Raw genomic sequence first — 15,919 nt, 5'->3', positions numbered from 1 at the left:
GCAGCTCCTTTCGACCAAGGGCGCTGCTAATGGTTTTCAAGGAGTTTCCCGTGGCCGAGAGAAGCGGCGCCGACATTCTGGTTCAATGCCTGCTCGATCTGGGGGTCGACACCGTGTTCGGCTATCCCGGCGGCGCGGTGCTGCCGATCTATGATACGATCTACGATCACCCGAAGATCCAGCACATTCTCGTCCGCCACGAGCAGGCTGCGGCGCACGCCGCCGAGGGCTATGCCCGTTCGACCGGCAAGCCCGGCGTCGTGCTCGTCACATCCGGCCCCGGCGCGACCAACGCGATCACCGGCATAACCGATGCGCTGATGGACTCCATTCCGATGGTCGTCATCACGGGGCAGGTGCCCACGTCGCTGATCGGCACGGACGCATTTCAGGAAGCCGATACGGTCGGCCTCACGCGCCACTGCACCAAGCATAATTACCTGGTGAAGAGCCCGGCCGATCTGGCCGGTACGGTGCACGAAGCCTTCTATATCGCCACCTCCGGCCGCCCCGGCCCGGTCGTGATCGATATTCCCAAGGACGTGCAGGTTGCCACCGCCGCCTATGAGAAGCCGTCGCTCAACGCCCATCCCAGCTACCGGCCGCAGACCGAGCCGGACGCGGAGATGATCGACAAGGCCGTCGCGCTCATTCTCGATGCCAAGCAGCCTGTCCTCTATACGGGTGGTGGCGTCATCAACTCCGGCCCTGCCGCCAGCGAAGCGCTGCGGGCGCTGGCCGACATGCTCGGCGCACCGGTCACCTCGACGCTGATGGGGCTGGGCGCCTACCCCGCCTCATCGTCGCAATGGCTGGGCATGCTGGGGATGCATGGCACATACGAAGCCAATTTCGCGATGAACAAGGCTGATCTCATTCTGGCGCTGGGTTCGCGGTTCGATGACCGCGTGACCGGCCGGCTGGATGCGTTCGCCCCGCTCAGCAAGAAGATCCATGTCGATATCGACCGCGGCTCGATCAACAAGATCGTGCCGGTGGACGTGCCCGTTGTCGCCGATGTCGGCCGCGCGATCGAGGCGATCATCGCTGGCCTCAAGGCGCGCGGGTTCAAGAAGCCCGATTACAGCGGCTGGTGGTCGCAGATCGACGAGTGGCGCGCACGCAAGAGCCTCGATTATGTCGAGACCGGCGAGGAGATCATGCCGCAGCGGGCCATCGCCGAGCTTTACAACGCGACCCGCGACCGCGACACGATCATCACCACGGAAGTCGGCCAGCACCAGATGTGGGCGGCCCAGCACTATCATTTCGAGGAGCCGAACAAGTGGCTCACCTCGGGTGGGCTCGGCACCATGGGTTATGGCTTCCCGGCCGCGATCGGCGCCCAGCTCGGCAATCCCGATTCGCTGGTGATCGACGTGGCCGGTGACGCCTCGATCCAGATGAACATCCAGGAGCTTGGTACGGCGATCCAGTATCGCCTGCCGATCAAGATCTTCATCCTGAACAACGAATATATGGGCATGGTCCGCCAGTGGCAGGAACTGACCTATGAGAGCCGCTATTCGCACAGCTATTCGGACAGCCTGCCCGATTTTGTGAAACTGGCGGAAGCCTACGGCGCCACCGGCATTCGCATCGAGACGATGGACGAGCTGATCCCCGGCATCCGCCGGATGATCGACACGCCGGGCCCGGTCATTGTCGATTGCCGGGTAGCCAAGCTCTCCAACTGCTTCCCGATGATCCCGTCTGGCGCGGCGCATACCGACATGCTGCTCGACCCCAGCCAGGTCTCCGGGACGATGGACGACGAGGCCAGGGCACTGGTCTGATGACCCAGCCCGTCCGCCTTCGCCTCCATGTCAGCGAGCCGTTCGATTTCGAGCGGCACAATGAGAGTGCCGACCTGTTCGGCACCACGCGCGACCATGGCGACGAGGATGCGGGCGAGTGGGTGATCACGCTGGAAAGCCGGTTTCACTTCAACGAGCAGGATTATGACAGCGTTCTGGTATCGCCCCGCTATGTTGGAGAGCCGCTGCGCCGGGTGTTCGATGCGATGCTGGGCGAACCGGTGCGTATCGCCCACCGCACGCCCGAGGGTTGGCATTATGCCATGACCGGCATGCTCTCGGTCGCGCCGCCCCTCAGTGACGGCCCGGCCGGGACGCCAGACGATCCAACCGGTCTCTGACCGAACCGATTTTGAACCCATTGCGATTTCTTGACGAGGACGAAGAGTGATGCACATCCGCCAGGAGGACAGCGAACGCCATGTGCTGTCCGTCACGGTCACCAACGAGGCAGGCATTCTCGCGCGGATCGCGGGTCTGTTTTCGGCACGCGGCTATAATATCGAGAGCCTGACCGTCGCGGACGTGAGCGCGGACCATAACGTCAGCCGCATCACCATCGTGACCAATGGCCCCCCGCGCGTGATCGACCAGATCATTGCCCAGCTGGAGCGACTTGTGCCGGTGCACAAGGTGACCGACCTCACCGAAATCGGCCCCTTCGTGGAGCGCGAACTTGCGCTGGTGAAGGTCGCCGGCACTGGCGAGGCGCGCATCGAGGCGCTGCGGCTGGCGGACGTGTTCCGCGCCAAGGTGGTCGATACCACGCTGGAGAGCTTCGTTTTCGAGATCACCGGGCCGAGCAGCAAGGTCGATACGTTCGTCGGCCTGATGCGCGAGCTGGGGCTGGTGGAAGTGGGCCGCACCGGCGTTGTCGGGATGCTGCGGGGCGCCGCCGCCTGAATTTAGCCAGTCCACCCCGCAGAAAACCGCGACACCGGCTTGGCTTTGCCGGCTGAAAGGTGCAGGAGCGGTCCGCCGGCGGGGGCCGACACGAGATTTTTACATGGATGCCGACACAGGTCGGCCCGACGAACTGAAAGAGAAGGGTTCTGGGAAATGCGTGTTTATTACGATCGCGATGCCGATATCGGCCTCATCAAGGGCAAGAAGGTCGCCATCCTCGGCTATGGCAGCCAGGGCCATGCCCATGCGCAGAACCTGCGCGATTCGGGCGTTGCTGAAGTCGCGATCGCGCTGCGTCCCGGCTCGCCCTCGGCTACCAAGGCGGAAGGCGCCGGCTTCAAGGTGCTCGCGAATGCGGATGCTGCCAAGTGGGCCGACGTGCTGATGATCCTCGCGCCCGACGAGCATCAGGCCGCGATCTACGAGAACGACATCAAGGGCAATCTGCGCCCCGGCGCCGCGCTGGCGTTCGCGCATGGCCTCAACGTCCACTTCGGCCTCATCGAGCCGCCGGCAGATGTCGACGTCATCATGATCGCGCCCAAGGGCCCGGGTCACACCGTGCGCGGCGAATATGTGAAGGGCGGCGGCGTGCCGTGCCTCATCGCCGTTCATCAGGACGCGACCGGCAATGCCCATGACATCGCCCTCTCCTACGCCTCGGGCGTTGGCGGCGGTCGCTCGGGCATCATCGAAACCAACTTCAAGGAAGAGTGCGAGACCGACCTTTTCGGCGAGCAGGCTGTGCTGTGCGGTGGCTTGACCCACCTCATCCAGGCTGGGTTCGAAACGCTGGTGGAAGCCGGTTACGCGCCGGAGATGGCCTATTTCGAGTGCCTCCACGAGGTGAAGCTGATCGTTGACCTGATGTATGAGGGAGGCATCGCCAACATGCGCTACTCGATCTCGAACACCGCCGAATATGGCGACATCACCACCGGTCCGCGCATCATCACCGAAGAGACCAAGTGGGAGATGAAGAAGGTGCTGGAAGACATCCAGTCCGGCCGCTTCGTCAAGAACTTCGTGCTCGACAACCGCGCCGGCCAGCCGGAGCTGAAGGCCAGCCGCAAGGCCGCTGCCGCCCACCCGATCGAGCAGACCGGTGCGCAGCTGCGCGCCATGATGCCCTGGATCGGCGCCAACAAGCTGGTGGATCAGGCCAAGAACTGAGCCTTTTCCGGCATTAGTCCAGATATGGGGCGGCGGACCGTTGGTTCGCCGCCCTTTCTGTTACGCGCTGTCCTTCACCAGATCGGCCAGCGCCTGCCATGGCGCGATGTCCCAGTAACGCCGCGCCGAACCGGATGGCGAAGGCAGCACGAACAGCCGCGTCGTCCCAATGCGCTCACTCTGTTCGCCCAGCGCGATCCGGCCCGTCGGGCGATCGAGCAGACGGCTGGCGCCGGTCTTGCTGGTGAAGGCGAGGACTGCGGGCTGATAACGCAGCATTTTTTGGCGCAGCACCGCCCCATCCAGCGCGTCGGCCGGCAGCTCGGCGTCATTGCCGAAATGACCTTTGGAAAGATCGGTGAGGCCGATGCCCAGATCCAGCAATCGCGGATAATCGCTCGGCGAGAACCGCTCCGGTGTCAGCCCGACCTGATGCAGCGTGCGCCAGAACAAATTGGTCGGATTGGCATAATAAGCGCGCCCCTGCGCCGACTGGCGCCCGAGCGCCGTTCCGCAGAAGACCAGCCGCAAGCCCGGCCCCAACAGGTCCGGCACGGTGAAGTCATCCGGCAACGGACCTGATCTGGGCAAAACCATCATGCCCCTCATGTAGGCCGCAGAGGGCCGCCCGGTAAGGGGATGAGATGAAAACGCCTCCCCATCGTGCGGAGGAACGGCCTCTTCGCATTGCCGGGCCTAAAGCTCGAACGCGACGCCGGGATACAGCCGGCGCATCGCTGCGAGGACCGGCAAGAGGAGGTCGGGCAGGCGGCTCGTTATGCCTGCCAGGCGCGCCGCCGGAAAAGTCGGCGCGAGCAATCTGATAGCCGATCTGCTGCTCCATCATGTGCGCCTGGTCGAGCAGGACGCGAGACGAGGCGGCCGGATCGCCACCCTCGGCCAGCCGATCCGCTTCGTCCGTCACGACGGCCAGCGGTGTACGCAGCGGATGGGCGAGATTGCCAGCCGGCACGCGCCCTCGAGCGATCAAGTCGCGCATCTGGTGGATATGGGCATTGAGGTCGTCCACCAGCGGCGCGATCTCGGTGGGATAGCGACCCTCAAGCTGGTCCGCCGCGCCCGCGCAGCCGTGCGATCGCCTGGGCTAAGTGACGTAGCGGGCTGAGGCCGAAGCTGATAATTCCAATGTCCGTCGCCAGTAAGCAGCGCTGCGAGCACAAATAGCCACATGGTCAATTCCCTCATGAAGTTGTCAACCAACCTGTCGACCTCAGCCTGGTATGTGGCAATGAGGAAATCGACATTCTCGCCAGTCGGCTCTGGCGGATGAAGCCATAAGTGATGGCAGGACCTTCATGACCTCGCCCGCATCGCCGGCGAGACCGGCGCGCCGCTGCAGACAATCCACGGGACGGGCGAAACACTGACGGTAGCTGATGTCAGGGTCGATTATTCGCGGTTCGACATCGATCGGGTCGCCGACGGTCGCCCTCGACATGCCAATCAGCGATCTGCAAGACATGATGTGCGCCGACGTCGAAGGAGCGCGTGCAGGCATCGTTGTTGGCGGCGTGCCGTGCCCCCATTGTCCCGCGCCGCCGAGGGGCCCAACCTCTCGCTACACGATGCCAGTGCACTTGAGCTCGACCAAATCGGAGCCGCGCTGGGTTCGGCGCGTGTTCTGGCAGCGCAATCTTCAGGCCGGAAGGCCCTCGCCCGCACGCGGCTTGCGGCGCATTTCCCGCTGCTTGCCCTCCCGAGGGAGGCGCCCGAGGTGCCGGAACCGCGGTTCCAGAAGGCGGATTCGAGCGGTTTCGGGACCTCGTTTTGTCCGAGAGTCATGAGATCACGGCAGCAGAGGCCGAGGCCCAACGCATGGCGAGCATCGCCGAGCGCGCGCGGCTTGAAAAGATAGCCGACCCCGTTTAGGCATTCGCCTCTTCTCCGAGCGCGCGGCGTCGAGCGTGGGGCCGGCGTCGTCCTCTCCATTCCGCTCGGCGGCGGCAGTGTTGTCGTCGAAATCAATGTTGCGGGTGACATTGACTCTTCCACCTTTGAAGGATTGGAGGGCGGCATGAGCCGCTCGTGGAAAGACATCCTGCTGTCGGTTGCACTCCGGCAACGCCGCGCCCTGCGCGAAAGCGAGGCGGCCTTCATCCTGCTGGCAACGATCGCAGGCCTTGCCGCCGGGTTATTGACCAATTTTCAGCAGTTTCTTTCGCACGGCATCCAGCACCTCTTTTACGGTGTGACCATCAACAGACTGAGCGCCCTTGGATCCATCCATCATCCCTGGCGTCTGCTCGCCCTCCCCGCCGGCGGGCTGATGCTGATGATGCTTGCCCGCGCGCTACGCCGCCGCAAACGCCCGCCGATCGACGTGGTCGAGGCCAATGCGCTGCACGGGGGCCGCATTCCGTTTGCTGACAATGTGGTCATTTCAGCCCAGACCATCATCTCCAACGGTGCAGGCGCGTCGGTCGGCCTGGAGGCGGCCTATGCCCAGATGGGTGGCGGGGTCGCTTCGGTTCTGGGGCAGTGGTTCAAGCTTCGACGGAACGACTTGCGAACTCTGGTTGGCGCGGGCGCCGGAGCGGCCGTGGGTGCTGCCTTTGGGGCGCCGCTTACCGGCGCCTTCTATGCCTTCGAGATCGTGATCGGCAACTACACGCCCGAAGCCATCGCGCCAGTTATGGCCGCAGCGCTAACCGCGAGTTCCGTCACGCGAGCGCTCGGCGTGCAGCCTTATCTGGTCGCAACCACGGCAGACCGTCATCTCGCGATCGCCGACTATCTGGCTTATGCCGGCTTGGGCTTGGTCTGCGCCCTGCTCGGCATTGCTATCATGCGCCTCGTCACCTCCGCCGAATTGAATGTGCAGTCATGGTCTAGGCTAGGGCGATGGCGGCCATTGATCGGCGGAATGCTGCTGATACCGATCGCGTGGATCTCGCCGCAGTCGCTCTCGGCAGGCCATGGCGCCCTGCATCTCGACCTGCTTCTTCGCCCTGCCCTGAGCGTCCTCATCGCCATCCTTCTGATGAAGATTGCGGCATCGGTGATTTCCCTCAGTTTCGGTTTTCGGGGCGGACTATTTTTTGCCTCCCTGTTTCTGGGCTCGCTTGTGGGACAGATTTTCGCTGGCTTAGTCAACATGAGCCCCCTGGCGGTGACACTGAACGTGAATGACGCGGCGCTGATCGGCATGGCTGCGCTCAGCGTCTCGATCGTCGGTGGCCCGATGACGCTCGCGATCCTAATGCTCGAGACCACCCACGATTTTGCCCTGATGGGTGTCGTGCTGACAGCGACCTTAATCTCAAGCGCATTCACGCGTGAGACGTTCGGATATTCCTTCTCCACCTGGCGCCTTCATTTGCGCGGCGCGACAATCCGCAGCCCGCGCGACATCGGCTGGACGATGACGCTCACGGCCGGCCGTATCATGCGCAAGGATTGGGTCACAGTTCGCGAGGATATGACTGTTGCTGACTTTCGCATGCAGGTTCCGCTTGGTTCGGCTAGCAAGGCTGTGATGACCGATGCACAGGGGCACTATTGTGGGATTGTGGCAACGACGTCAGCGTATCGGCCCGATCTGCCAGTGGCTTCTCCTCTCAAGGCATTGGCCACGCTTGCCGACACGAGCCTGACGCCAGCAACTGGCATACAGGCGATGCTGCACATGTTCGACGACCATGCCGCAGACGAAATGGCCGTGGTCGATGAGCGAGGACAGGTGCTCGGTGTAGTGAGCGAAAAGCATGCACGCCGTCGCTATTTCGAAGAGATCGAAGCTTCGCAACGGGAGCTATTTGGTGAAACCTGAAGGGGCTGTGCGGCGCGGCCTATTCAGGCCGCCACGCTCCCCTTTGCAAACTGGTCATAGGCCTCGACCGCCTGCGCAGCATATATGAGGCTGGGCCCTGCCCCCATGTGCAGCGCCATGCTTGAGTGCAGCCTGCGCGTGAAAGGCCGCACAGCCGTCACAGCGAATGGCAACGGCGATGGAGAGGCCATCAATTCCTTGGTCTTAACGTCCAGCGCTCCGCCTTCCGTCGCCGCCTTTGCCATTGCCGAGAATGACTGCATCACCTCGGGCGTACCGAGCCGCACTTCCTTGATCGCGTGGCTGAGTTCGCGGGCCATTTCGGGCCAATCCTCGTTCATGGCTTTCCGTCTCTCTCGGATGCCTATCAGCCGATCAGGCTGCGCAATCGGTACGCCGCGACGACCCTATCAGTCTGAGCCTTGGCGAGCGCCGCAGCGGCACCCGTAGCCTCACGCTCGGCGTTCAAAAGATCGAGCTGGGGTTTCAGGCCGACGCGCACTTCATGCGCAACGCTGTCGCGTGCCTGCCTCGCAGATTCGGCCTGCCTGGCAGATGCTTCTTCGACCAGCAAGGCGGTCTGAGCGGCCTGAAAGGCAGCAATGACCTGCTCTCTCACCTGATTTCGGGCCGCTTCGAACCGCGCCTCGGCGGCCCGAACGCTGCTGTCGCTCTCGGCCACTTTTGCCGATGCGCCGGCATTGAATATCTGCCAACGAGCCCGCACGCCAACGGTGGCGCTATCTGCCCGATAGCCTGGGAAGAACTGATCGCGGACCATCGCGCCCTCGGCGAAGGCGCCGACCGTCGGCAGTCGTTCGGCACGTGCGCCCCATGCAGCGGCGCGTGCCGCGCGCACACCCGCCTCGGCACCCGCAAGCCAGGGATTGTGCTGAAGCGCGGCATCCATGGCCTCGTCCAACGTCGCGGGAAGCGCGGGATTGGCGGGGAGTGGTTCGAGCGCTTCGGGCGAGAGCCCCGTCAAAATGGAAAAGCGGGCATTTGCCGAGACCACAAATCCCTGGGCCTGAGCGAGACCCGCCTGTGCTTCAGCAAGTCGCGCCGCAGCCTGCGCGACCTCGGTGCTGGGACTCTCGCCCGCCTTGTAGCGCAGCTGGGCCTGCTGCTCGATCTCCTGCATCTGCGCGACGAGTTCGTTACTGAGCACCATCAGGCGGCGGCTGGTCAACACGTCGCCATAGGCCTGCGCGACGGTGGCGACCATCTGGCTGCGGGTGGCGTCTTCGCCCGCCCGGGCAGCATCATTGCCGGCGTTCGCCTGCGCTATCCCTGCGCTGACGCGTCCGCCGGCATAGAGCGGCTGCTCGATCGTCACCTGCCCCGCGCGCGGCGTCACATTGGCCGCCCCCAGACCAAAGAAATTTTGCGGGTCGAGACGGCCGACACCGATGGTCCCGGTCAAGGTTGCAGTCGGCAGGCTGCCAGCCTTGGCTTCGCGCAAACGCGCGGCTGCGGCGTTGCTGTCAGCGCGCGCCGCCACGATCTCGGGCGTATGCGCCACCGCTGCAGCGATCGCCTCCTCGAGCGTCACCGCCGCCGCAGGCATGGAAGTGCCCGCAAACAGACCAATCATGATGATCCGGGCAACCTTCATCTGAAAGCATTTCCCGGACGCACGCCCATCGCCTTGAAGATCATCGCTGCCGGACAGAAACCGGTAATGCCTGCCTGGATCATGTTGACGCCGGCGAAGATCGTAAGGGCTATCCACCACGGGTGGACTGTCAGCGCCAAGGTGACACCGAGCAGCACGACGAAGCCGGCGAACATCAGGACGGCGCGATCGATATTCATGGCATTTTCCCCTTGGTAATGGTGGTCAGAAGCGAAGCTTGCGGATGCCCATTACATGTAGGGCCAGCTTCTCGTAAAAGGGCTCGCTCTCGCCCCTGCGGACCTTGCGCAGGAAATATTTCTCGAAGCCGACCTTGGCGAGATGGACCCATTTGCCACTGGACGACCAGTTGACGTTGCGCGGCGGAATCTGTGGCTGGGCGACGAAGGCGACACCACCGTCACCGAAGTCGGCGAGGCAAACAGCGTTCCAAGTGGCCTCGGCAGTTGCTTCCTTGCCGTCGATGATCGCCGCGAGATTGGCGGCAATCGCCGTTACCATGCTCTCGATCATGAAGCCGGTCTTGGGCACGCCTACCGGAACCGGGGTCGGTCCCGTTGGCGGGATGGCAACACAAACCCCGAGCGCAAAAATCTCCAGGAAGGCAGGATTGCGCTGATGCTTGTCAACCAGGATGAAACCGCGCGGATTGGTGAGTCCCTCGATCCCGCGCACTGCTGCTACCCCGCGGAAGGCAGGAAGCATCATCGAGAAGCCGAACGGCAGGTCGTGCGACTTCTTGACGGTGCCGCCCTCGTCAAGCTCATCGACATGCATCATGCCGGCCTCGACCTTGGAGACCTTGGCATTGGTGATCCACTTGATGTGGCGGTTGCGCATCTCGCTCTCGAGCAGCCCCTTGGTGTCGCCCACACCGTCGAGGCCGAGATGACCGATATAGGGCTCGGAGGTAACGAAGGTCATGGGTACCTTGTCGCGAATCTTGCGCTTGCGCAGCTCGGTGTCGAGAATGAGCGCGAACTCGTAGGCTGGACCGAAGCAGGATGCGGCCTGCACCGCGCCGACCACGATAGGTCCGGGTTTCTCGCAGAATGCGTCGAACTGGTCAGCAGCCGCAGCAGCATGCGCCGTCTGGCAGACCGACACGGTATGGCCGTCATGAGGCCCCAGCCCCTCAATCTCGTCGAAGGCAAGATCAGGGCCGGTGGCAATGATCAGATAGTCATAATCGATGGAGGTGCCGTCGTTCAGCTCGATGCGCTTCTCGACTGGATGAACCCGCTTTGCGCCGACCGATGTGAAGCCGATCTCCTTCCTGGCGAAGACGGGCGGAAGATGGACCTGAATGGCTTCAGGCTGGCGCCATCGCACGGCAACCCAAGGGTTAGACGGAACGAAACTATAGGTCTCCGAGTCGGAGACCGTCAGGATGTCGGCCTTGTCCTTGACGGCGGCCTTGATCTCGTAGGCGGCGATCGTTCCGCCCAGACCCGCACCTAGAACCACGATCTTCGGCTTGCCCATCGCCCCATCTCCGCTTCGTCAATCGTTATTGACTAATATAAGCATATCACGATATGCGCAATGGGGAAATTGGAGGAGGCATCCATGTTCGGATTCGGAAAAGCCAAGACCCATCGCGAAATCGAGCCGATGGAACTCGACGCCCTGCTGAAAGCAGACGCTGTTCTGCTGGTCGACGTGCGCGAGCCGGACGAGTTCGCTGCAGGCCACATTGCCGGTGCAGTAAATATGCCCCTGTCGACCTTTTCACCGCTTAATGTTCCGGATGCCCAAGGCCGGACTGTCGTGCTGCAATGTGCTGGTGGAAAGCGCTCGGGCATGGCGCTTGAAAAGTGCGGCCAGGCGCAATCGACCATCGATACCCATCTGGCCGGCGGCATTGCAGCCTGGAAATCTAGCGGCCTTCCCGTGGTGATGGACTGAAGCGACGACTGGGGAGCACATGATGGCGAAAAAAGCGAAAGCGTCTTGGCTTTATGGCGCGTTGCTGGTTCTGTCGTCATGCGGCGGCGAACCAGCGCAGGAGCAACGGTCTTCCAGCTTGCCCGCTGGCGATACGCTGCGCCTTGCCCTGAGCGACATTGCCGACATGAAAGCTGTTGGCGCTGAAATCGCAACCCGCGACCAAGCCGAGGCCCTCGCGCGCATCCCCGGCACGCTCAGCAGCCTCTCCGTCCGCGCTGGCGACGTGGTCAGCAAGGGGCAGCGCATCGGCATGATCGTCGATGCGCGCCTCGGCTACGAAACCAGCGCCTCTGGTGCAAACGTCGCAGCGGCGCAGGCCGAGGCTGCTCGTGCAAATAGCGATCTCGCCCGGATCCAGGATCTCTACAGCAATGGCGTCTACGCCAAGGCTCGACTTGATCAGGCAGTCGCGGCTGCCAAGGCCGCCAATGCAATGGTAGCGGCCGCACAGGCCCAGCGAGGCGCAAGCGCGAGCATCGCGGAGCAAGGCGCCGTGCTGGCCCCGGCCAGTGGCCGCGTGCTGCGCGCCGACATTCCGGCCGGGTCGGTCGTGGCGCCGGGCATGTCGATTGCCACTGTCACCGCCGGCCCACCCGTTCTGCGCCTCATGCTGCCGGAGTCGGCCGCAGGCGCAGTTCAGGCCGGCTCGCGCGTGCTGGTGACGGATGCGCGCTATTCTGGCGTCCGCGAAGGCCGCGTCGTCCAGGTCTATCCGGGCGTCAGTGGCGGACAGATCCGTGTCGATGCCACGCTTCCTGGCCTCTCCACTGATTTGGTAGGACGGCGCGTCAGCGCTTCGGTCTCTGTCGGCACGCGCAAGGCGCTGGTCGTTCCGCGCAGCTTCGTGACGACACAATATGGGATCGATCAGGTACAGATCGTTGGCAGCGACAAAGCAGTGGGGGTTGTGCCGGTGCAAATCGCGCCGACGGACGACCCTGCCAAGGTTGAAATTCTGGCGGGCGTCGCCGCCGGCGACACGCTGTTCCTGCCGAAAGGCACGAAATGAACCTCGGAATTTCCGGCCGGCTCACGCGCGCCACGATCTCTTCTCCCCTGACGCCGCTATTCTTGTTGGCGGCGCTGGCCGTTGGTCTGCTGGCTCTCTTCTCCATCCCCCGGGAGGAGGAGCCGCAGATCAGCGTGCCGATGGTCGACATTGAAGTGACGGCGCCTGGGCTTTCGGCTGGAGACGCAATCGAACTGGTCGGCATCCCGCTTGAGACAATCGTCAAGAGCATCGACGGGGTCGAGCATGTCTATACGCAGGCGCAGGACGACGGGGTGATGGTCACCGCCCGGTTCCTCGTCGGCTCGAACCCGGAAGACGCGGCCATTCGTGTCGAGGAAAAGCTGCGCGCCAACTGGGACCGGAAGCCGGTCGGCATTCCAGATCCCAAGGTGACCGTGCGCGGCATCAACGACGTGCCGGCTGTCGTGTTGACGCTCACCCCAAAGCCCGGCGCGGCAGGTCAGTGGAACGACGCCAGCCTCTACGAACTGGCCGCCAAGCTGCGCACCGAAATCGCCAAGGTCGACAATGTCGGCCTCACGTTCCTCGTTGGTGGCAGACCCGAAGAAATCCGCATTGCTCCCGATCCGGCTCGGCTGCGCCAATATGGCGTACCACTCGCCAACGTCATAGAGGCTGCGAGCCAAGCCAATCGGAGCTTCCCGCTCGGCAACATCCGCGAGGACGGCAAGGCCGTGGCAGTGACAGCCGGACGCACCCTTTCTTCGGCGCAGGAAGTCGGTCTCCTCACGGTGCGATCCGCCTCGGGCGCACCGGTCTATCTGCGGGATGTCGCCACGGTGACGCAGGGGCCGCGGGAAGATCAGGCACGCGCCTGGCGATGGGCGAAGGCCGGCGACACATGGACCAGCGCGCCAGCCGTCAGCATCGCCATCGCCAAGCGCGCGGGCGCCAACGCCGTCGTCGTCTCGGATGCGATCCTCAAGCGTGTCGAGACACTCGAGGGCAAGCTCATCCCGGATAGCGTCGCAGGCGCGGTCACCCGCAACTATGGCGAGACCGCGAACGAGAAGGCCAATGAACTGCTCTTCCATCTCGGCCTGGCAACGATCTCCATCGTCGTCCTGATCGGTTTTGCCATCGGCTGGCGCGAGGCTGCCGTGACAGCAGTGGTCATCCCGACGACGATCCTGCTTACCTTGTTCGCCTCGAATCTCATGGGCTACACGATCAACCGCGTCAGCCTGTTCGCGCTCATTTTCTCAATCGGTATTCTCGTAGACGACGCCATCGTCATGATCGAGAATATCGCCCGACACTGGGCCATAGACGACAATCGGACCCGGACGCAGGCGGCCATCGAGGCGGTCGCCGAGGTCGGCAACCCGACCGTCGTCGCCACCCTGACGGTGGTAGCGGCGCTGCTGCCGATGCTGTTCGTCTCGGGACTGATGGGGCCGTATATGGCGCCGATCCCGGTCAATGCCTCGGCGGCGATGATTTTCTCGTTCTTCGTCGCGGTCGTGCTCGCCCCCTGGTTGATGATCCGCTTTGCCCGCAAGACGCTGGCGCATGGGGCTGGCGGGCATGACGAGAGCGGCGGAAGGCTTGGCCGTCTCTACGCGAAAGTTGCCCGTCGGATCATCGACACGCGCAAATCCGCCCGGCGCTTCCTCATCGGCATCGGGATTGCGACGCTGGTCGCCTGCTCGATGTTCTATTTCAAGGCCGTGACGGTGAAGCTGCTTCCCTTCGACAACAAATCCGAGGTGCAGGTGGTGGTTGATATGCCGGAGGGCACATCACTTGAGAATACCGGCCGCGTGCTGGAAGACGTCGCCACCATCGTGCGCCAGCTGCCGGAGGCGACGGCGATGGAAGCCTATGTGGGCACTTCGGCACCCTTCAATTTCAACGGCCTTGTTCGCCATTATTTCCTGCGCGCGCAACCCGATCAGGGCGATGTCATGGTAACCCTGCTCCCCAAAGGCGACCGCAGTCGTTCCAGTCATCAGATCGCGCTCGATCTGCGCGAGCGGCTGAAAGCGCTCAAGCTGCCGGTGACCGCTTCGATTAAAGTCGTCGAGACACCGCCGGGGCCGCCGGTGCTCGCGACGCTGCTGGCCGAGGTCTACGGGCCCGACGCCGCGACGCGCCAGAAGACGGCCGCCGAGCTGGAAAAAATCTTCAAGTCCGTGCCGTTCATCGTCGATGTCGACAACAGCGTCGGCGAGCCGCGCCCTCGCCTGCGTCTGGTGCCGCAGCGCGATCGGATCGACTATTACAGCCTGTCCGAGCGACAGGTGTCCGACAGCATAGGCATGCTGATGGGCAGCCAAACGGTCGGCTATGCACCGCGCGGCGACGGGCGCACACCGCTGCCGATTACGATTGCGCTTGCTCAGAAAGACCGGAGTTGGACCCAAGCGCTCGCCGCAACACCCGTCGCCCAGACGCCAGCCGGTCAACTCATCGACCTCGGCGCCGTGGTCGATGCGCGCAACGAGACCGGCAGCCCCGCCATATTCCGTCGCGACGGCCGCTATGCCGACATGGTCACGGCCGAGCTGGCGGGCGCCTATGAAGCACCGATCTACGGCATGCTCGCTGTTGATCGCGCCGTCGACGACCATGATTGGGCAGCCAAGGGCCTCGTCAAGCCGCAGATTCGCCTCAACGGCCAGCCCGAGGATGAGTCGAAAGTCAGCATGCTCTGGGACGGTGAATGGGAGATCACCTGGGTGACGTTCCGCGACATGGGCGGCGCTTTCATGGTCGCGCTACTCGGTATCTATATTCTTGTGGTCGCACAGTTCCGCAGCTTCAAGCTCCCGCTCGTCATCCTGACACCGGTCCCGTTGACGCTGATCGGCATCGTCATCGGCCATATGCTGTTTCAGGCCCCGTTTACGGCGACCTCGATGATCGGCTTCATCGCCCTTGCCGGAATCATCGTGCGCAACTCCATCCTGTTGGTCGATTTCATCCGTCACAGTGCTGAATCGGGCAGGCCGCTGCGCGATGTGCTGATCGAAGCCGGCACGATCCGGGTTAAACCGATCGCCCTTACAGCCGCGGCGGCCATGATCGGCGCGGCAGTGATCCTCACGGACCCGATCTTTCAGGGTCTTGCGATTTCGCTGCTCTTTGGCCTTGCCTCCTCGACGCTGCTGACGGTGCTCGTTATTCCAGCGATCTACGTAGTGCTCAGGGACGATGAAAGGCTGGCGACCCAGTGAAGATGAAAGAGATGGAGCTGAGCCTCCTATGCGAGCACGCGACGGAAGTGGCAGCGATGCTTAAACTCTTGGCGAATCCGCAGCGACTAGTCCTGCTTTGTCGCCTCAGGGATGCTGAAGCTTCTGTGACTGAGCTGACAGACCTTTGCGGCCTGTCGCAATCGAGCGTATCGCAACATCTCGCCAAGATGCGCGAAGGGGGCATTTTGCAGACGCGCCGCGATGCGCAGACGATCTATTACCGGCTGGAAAATTCGCACGTCGAAGCGTTGATGGAGTTCATGTGCGAACGATTTCAGCCCGAAGCGCACCTACGCTAAGCACGCGTCGCGCCCGATGGACGGAAGGGACTGCCAGCCATACCAGGGGCCCGCCGGGTTTCGACGGGATACCTGCACCATGCCACTCTTGTTCCGACATAATCGTGCCTCCCAT

15 protein-coding genes are annotated in these 15,919 nt (G+C 63.2%); 10 read left to right on the top strand and 5 right to left on the bottom strand.

Features of this window, described 5'->3' with window-relative positions; translation table 11 throughout:
- The first annotated feature begins 50 nt into the window (after positions 1–50).
- The 4 genes from M2342_RS07385 (at position 51) to ilvC (ending at position 3,896) form a co-directional block, all read left to right on the top strand.
- Positions 51–1,796 (top strand): acetolactate synthase 3 large subunit, encoded by a 1,746-nt coding sequence (locus M2342_RS07385; RefSeq protein ID WP_264578614.1) that lies wholly within the window; start codon positions 51–53, stop codon positions 1,794–1,796.
- The gene (locus M2342_RS07380) at positions 1,796–2,158 is read left to right on the top strand and encodes a hypothetical protein (RefSeq protein WP_264572513.1); all 363 of its coding nucleotides are present in this window, start codon (positions 1,796–1,798) and stop codon (positions 2,156–2,158) included. Before M2342_RS07385 ends, M2342_RS07380 begins: the two co-directional genes overlap by 1 nt.
- 49 nt (positions 2,159–2,207) lie before the next feature.
- A complete protein-coding gene (gene ilvN / locus M2342_RS07375; RefSeq protein ID WP_264578613.1) occupies positions 2,208–2,720 on the top strand; it encodes an acetolactate synthase small subunit in 513 nt (170 codons plus the stop codon).
- A 156-nt stretch (positions 2,721–2,876) separates the two neighbouring features.
- Entirely contained in the window at positions 2,877–3,896 is a 1,020-nt protein-coding gene (gene ilvC, locus M2342_RS07370) for a ketol-acid reductoisomerase (protein WP_181559289.1), read from the top strand.
- Between the two features lie 60 nt (positions 3,897–3,956).
- On the opposite strand, the gene M2342_RS07365 is transcribed toward ilvC, so the two are convergent.
- Entirely contained in the window at positions 3,957–4,496 is a 540-nt protein-coding gene (locus M2342_RS07365) for a mismatch-specific DNA-glycosylase (RefSeq protein WP_264578612.1), read from the bottom strand.
- Between the two features lie 178 nt (positions 4,497–4,674).
- Here M2342_RS07365 and M2342_RS07360 point away from each other — a divergent pair, with 178 nt between their 5' ends.
- Together M2342_RS07360 and M2342_RS07355 are read left to right on the top strand one after the other, a co-directional pair.
- Positions 4,675–5,022: a hypothetical protein gene (locus M2342_RS07360; RefSeq protein WP_264578611.1), complete on the top strand. Its 348-nt coding sequence runs from the start codon at positions 4,675–4,677 to the stop codon at positions 5,020–5,022.
- Positions 5,023–5,931: 909 nt separating this feature from the next.
- Positions 5,932–7,686 (top strand): chloride channel protein, encoded by a 1,755-nt coding sequence (locus M2342_RS07355; protein ID WP_264578610.1) that lies wholly within the window; start codon positions 5,932–5,934, stop codon positions 7,684–7,686.
- Positions 7,687–7,709: 23 nt separating this feature from the next.
- On the opposite strand, the gene M2342_RS07350 is transcribed toward M2342_RS07355, so the two are convergent.
- Genes M2342_RS07350 through M2342_RS07335 form a run of 4 tightly spaced genes read right to left on the bottom strand, consistent with a single transcriptional unit; the run spans position 7,710 to position 10,807 of the window.
- The gene (locus tag M2342_RS07350) at positions 7,710–8,027 is read right to left on the bottom strand and encodes a carboxymuconolactone decarboxylase family protein (protein ID WP_264578609.1); all 318 of its coding nucleotides are present in this window, start codon (positions 8,025–8,027) and stop codon (positions 7,710–7,712) included.
- 26 nt (positions 8,028–8,053) lie between these two features.
- Positions 8,054–9,301 (bottom strand): TolC family protein, encoded by a 1,248-nt coding sequence (locus M2342_RS07345; RefSeq protein WP_264578608.1) that lies wholly within the window; start codon positions 9,299–9,301, stop codon positions 8,054–8,056.
- Entirely contained in the window at positions 9,298–9,501 is a 204-nt protein-coding gene (locus tag M2342_RS07340) for a DUF2892 domain-containing protein (protein ID WP_264578607.1), read from the bottom strand. The genes M2342_RS07345 and M2342_RS07340 overlap by 4 nt, the downstream gene beginning before the upstream one ends.
- 25 nt (positions 9,502–9,526) lie before the next feature.
- The gene (locus M2342_RS07335; RefSeq protein WP_264578606.1) at positions 9,527–10,807 is read right to left on the bottom strand and encodes an NAD(P)/FAD-dependent oxidoreductase; all 1,281 of its coding nucleotides are present in this window, start codon (positions 10,805–10,807) and stop codon (positions 9,527–9,529) included.
- Between the two features lie 84 nt (positions 10,808–10,891).
- On the opposite strand from M2342_RS07335, the gene M2342_RS07330 reads away from it, so the two are divergent.
- The 4 genes from M2342_RS07330 to M2342_RS07315 are packed head-to-tail and all read left to right on the top strand — an operon-like array spanning position 10,892 to position 15,804.
- Positions 10,892–11,230, top strand: a complete 339-nt coding sequence (locus M2342_RS07330) for a rhodanese-like domain-containing protein (RefSeq protein WP_264578605.1) — start codon at positions 10,892–10,894, stop codon at positions 11,228–11,230.
- Positions 11,231–11,249: 19 nt separating this feature from the next.
- Positions 11,250–12,281 (top strand): efflux RND transporter periplasmic adaptor subunit, encoded by a 1,032-nt coding sequence (locus tag M2342_RS07325; protein WP_264578604.1) that lies wholly within the window; start codon positions 11,250–11,252, stop codon positions 12,279–12,281.
- Positions 12,278–15,484 (top strand): efflux RND transporter permease subunit, encoded by a 3,207-nt coding sequence (locus M2342_RS07320; protein ID WP_264578603.1) that lies wholly within the window; start codon positions 12,278–12,280, stop codon positions 15,482–15,484. The genes M2342_RS07325 and M2342_RS07320 overlap by 4 nt, the downstream gene beginning before the upstream one ends.
- 11 nt (positions 15,485–15,495) lie before the next feature.
- Positions 15,496–15,804, top strand: a complete 309-nt coding sequence (locus tag M2342_RS07315; RefSeq protein WP_264578602.1) for an ArsR/SmtB family transcription factor — start codon at positions 15,496–15,498, stop codon at positions 15,802–15,804.
- Positions 15,805–15,919: the final 115 nt, after the last annotated feature.

The organism is Sphingobium sp. B8D3A, from assembly GCF_025961995.1.
Classification (GTDB): domain Bacteria; phylum Pseudomonadota; class Alphaproteobacteria; order Sphingomonadales; family Sphingomonadaceae; genus Sphingobium.
This window is presented reverse-complemented; position numbering and strand designations above follow the sequence as displayed.